Origin of the sequence: Robiginitalea sp. (genome assembly GCF_049588695.1) — a bacterium.
Classification (GTDB): domain Bacteria; phylum Bacteroidota; class Bacteroidia; order Flavobacteriales; family Flavobacteriaceae; genus Robiginitalea.
The window spans coordinates 1-3,060 of record NZ_JBAVZJ010000086.1 but is presented as its reverse complement, the minus strand read 5'-3'; the positions used below and the strand labels follow the sequence as shown (position 1 = coordinate 3,060).

Genomic DNA, 3,060 nt, shown 5'->3' with positions numbered 1-3,060 from the left:
ATTGAAAGATTCGCTTAATATCAAGGCCGCGCTTAAGGGGAAAAAACCCAGGAATTTTCCCATGGTCTCCCGTGTGGTCTATGGCCCCGGTAGTTTTGACCAGTTGGGAGAAATCCTCCAGCCCCTGCGCACACCCGGGAAGGAGACCGTGGTTTTCCTGATGGATGACGTTTTTGAGGACGGGAGGCTTCACGGGCGGGTCCCGGCCCTTAAGGAGGACCTGCTTATCCTGATCTCTGCGAGTGAAGAACCTAAAACCCAGCAGGTAGATGCCCTGGTAGCCCAAATCCAGTCCAAATGTGAATCGACGCCTGTGGCCATTGTCGGAATCGGCGGGGGCACCCTTTTGGACCTGGCCAAGGCCGTGGCGATCATGATGACTAACACGGGCAGTGCCGCAGACTTCCAGGGCTGGGATCTGGTACGGGAAAAGGCGCTCTACCATATAGGAGTGCCCACTTTGAGTGGTACGGGGGCCGAGGTTTCCCGCACAACCGTCCTGTTGGGGCCTAAGCGCAAATTGGGGATTAACTCAGACCACACCCCTTTTGACCAGGTGGTGCTGGACCCGGACCTGGCCGTCGGGGTCCCGAAAGACCAGTGGTTTTACACCGGGATGGACTGCTATATCCACTGCGTGGAATCCCTCAACGGGGGTTATATCAATGCCTTTAGTAGCAGTTACGGGGAAATAGCCCTGGCCCTTTGCAAAGAGGTCTTTCTGGAGGATCTCAGCCCTGCAGAGGCCCGTGAAAAACTGATGATGGCATCCTGGCATGGGGGCATGAGTATTGCATACAGCCAGGTGGGCATTGCCCATGCCCTGAGTTATGGCCTTTCCTATGTTATGGGGACCCCCCATGGCCTTGGGAATTGCCTGGTCTTTACGCACCTGGAAGAATTCTATCCGGAAGGGGTGCGTATTTTTGAGCAAATGCGCAAAAAACAGGGTATTGCCCTGCCAAAAAATGTAACCCGTTCCTGTTCGGATTCGGATTTTGAGACGATGACTGAAGTGGCCTATAGCATGGAACCCTTGTGGGAGAATGCCCTGGGTGAGGATTGGAAATCTAAAATAAGCCGGCAACAAATCCGGGAAATTTTCACCAAAATCTGATCCTTCGGCTTATGAAATCATTGGCTTCATTTCTTTACCATAAGCTTATGGGCTGGACATTTGAAGGGCCTATGCCCAGAATTCCAAAATGTGTCTTTGCCGTAGTCCCGCATACGCACTGGATGGACTTTTTTGTCGGTCTGATGATACGGGAGCTCATAGGGGTACAAATCAATTATATCGGGAAGAAAAGCCTATTTGAAGGTCCTTTGGGCTGGTTCTTTAAAAAGACCGGTGGCGCCCCGGTAGACCGTTCCAAACGCAGCGATACCGTAGAGGCTGTTGCCGATTTGTTCCGGGAACGGGAGGAATTCCGCCTGGCCCTGGCCCCGGAAGGGACCCGTAAAAAAGTGGATACCTGGAAAACGGGGTTTTACTACATCGCCATAGCTGCTGAGGTGCCCATCATTTTGGTCGCCTTTGACTACGGAGCGAAAACCGTCCGGTTTTCAGAACCCATGTACCCCACCGGCGACTATGAAAAAGACTTTCCCAAATACCGGGAATTTTTTAAAGGAGTAGTGGGCAAGGTACCCGAATATACCTGATTAGTCACCGACAAAAATGAAATGGGCAGAACAGGATTCCATGTCCCCGTCATTGTCAAAATCGTATTCCCCGGTCCCGGCGCCCCCGTTAATGGTAAAGGTCGTCCCGTCCCAGGTTTCACCATAGGTGTCCCAGTCATCGGGTTCACCTTCCCATTGAATGGCAAAGTAATAAGTGCCCTCCCATTTTTCCCAGAACATCTCACCCCTTACCGTGTAGGCCGGGCGGTCAACAGGATCCAGGGTAAGCGCGAAATCCCCGCTGTTCTGGACGGTCATCCGGGCAGTTCCCCCGTCTTCCACCACATCGACAGAAGTGCTGCTTACACTGAACTGGGCCTTTGTGGCCACCCAGGTGCCGGCCAGTTCGCTAATTGGGAATCGGCCGTCTTTGGTTAAAACATCCTCGTCGTCATCACTACTGCTGCAGGAGAAAAACAGAGGAGCCAATAAGATCAGAAAGATATAGGCGTATTTTTTCATGGCGGTAGTTTTTAGAGAAGCGGACCGCATCCCTGTTTTTGAAGCCAGGAAGGGTGCCACTTCCGGTTACTGCCATAAATGTACTGTGTGGTTCCAGCCGGGGCAATGATCTGCATCAATCCTACCAGGTCATCCCTGTGAGAACCCGATCGGGAAACTCAAAACCCCATTTTTTGCCGGTTTTAAGAATCCTCCGACTGCTCCTCCATGGAGTGGAATACATTCTGCACGTCGTCGTCCTCTTCGATTTTTTCGAGGAGTTTTTCCACTTCCTCGGCTTCTTCGGGTTTGAGCTCCTTGGTCACCTGGGGGATGCGCTCAAAGCCGGAAGATCGGATTTCGATATCCCGGGATTCCAGTTCTTTTTGTATGGCCCCAAAGGATTCAAAGGGGGCGTAGATGTGCAGGCCGTCTTCATCTTCGAAAACCTCCTCGGCCCCGAAATCGATCATTTCCAGTTCGAGTTCTTCCATGTCCAGGCCTTCCGGGTCAATACAGAAGTTGCAGGTGTGGTCGAACATAAATTCCACGGAGCCCGAGGTACCCAGGCTGCCGTTGTGTTTGTTGAAATAGCTCCGGATGTTCGCCACGGTACGGGTGTTGTTGTCTGTAGCAGTTTCGATCAGGACAGCGATGCCGTGGGGGGCGTAGCCTTCAAAGAGCACTTCTTTAAAGTCGCCCTGGGATTTGTCCGAGGCCCTTTTAATGGCCCGCTCAATATTGTCTTTGGGCATATTTACCGCCTTGGCGTTCTGGATCACAGCGCGCAGGCGGGAGTTGTGGCTCGGATCCGGGCCACCTTCTTTGACAGCCATGACGATATCCTTCCCTATTCGGGTAAAGGCTTTGGACATGGCGGCCCATCGCTTTAATTTTCTTCCTTTTCGAAATTCAAATGCTCTTCCCATACAG

Annotated in this window: 4 protein-coding genes; 2 read left to right on the top strand and 2 right to left on the bottom strand. The window is 52.3% G+C overall.

The genetic code is table 11. The features are described from left to right. Position 1: 1 nt before the first annotated feature. Together WBV75_RS01800 and WBV75_RS01795 are read left to right on the top strand one after the other, a co-directional pair. Complete coding sequence (locus WBV75_RS01800) at positions 2-1,117, top strand: iron-containing alcohol dehydrogenase family protein (RefSeq protein ID WP_424118944.1); 1,116 nt, start codon at positions 2-4, stop codon at positions 1,115-1,117. An 11-nt stretch (positions 1,118-1,128) separates the two neighbouring features. Continuing rightward, the gene (locus tag WBV75_RS01795; protein WP_424118943.1) at positions 1,129-1,665 is read left to right on the top strand and encodes a lysophospholipid acyltransferase family protein; all 537 of its coding nucleotides are present in this window, start codon (positions 1,129-1,131) and stop codon (positions 1,663-1,665) included. On the opposite strand, the gene WBV75_RS01790 is transcribed toward WBV75_RS01795, so the two are convergent. Next, entirely contained in the window at positions 1,666-2,148 is a 483-nt protein-coding gene (locus tag WBV75_RS01790; protein WP_424118942.1) for a hypothetical protein, read from the bottom strand. Between the two features lie 182 nt (positions 2,149-2,330). Next, positions 2,331-3,056: a YebC/PmpR family DNA-binding transcriptional regulator gene (locus WBV75_RS01785; protein ID WP_424118945.1), complete on the bottom strand. Its 726-nt coding sequence runs from the start codon at positions 3,054-3,056 to the stop codon at positions 2,331-2,333. Positions 3,057-3,060 lie beyond the last annotated feature (4 nt).

What these genes read in the sequence shown, in the direction of transcription:
- WBV75_RS01795 (WP_424118943.1), top strand. Translation starts at nt 1,129, where the DNA reads ATGAAATCATTGGCTTCATTTCTTTACCATAAGCTTATGGGCTGGACA.
- WBV75_RS01785 (WP_424118945.1), bottom strand. Translation starts at nt 3,056, where the DNA reads ATGGGAAGAGCATTTGAATTTCGAAAAGGAAGAAAATTAAAGCGATGG.
- WBV75_RS01790 (WP_424118942.1), bottom strand. Translation starts at nt 2,148, where the DNA reads ATGAAAAAATACGCCTATATCTTTCTGATCTTATTGGCTCCTCTGTTT.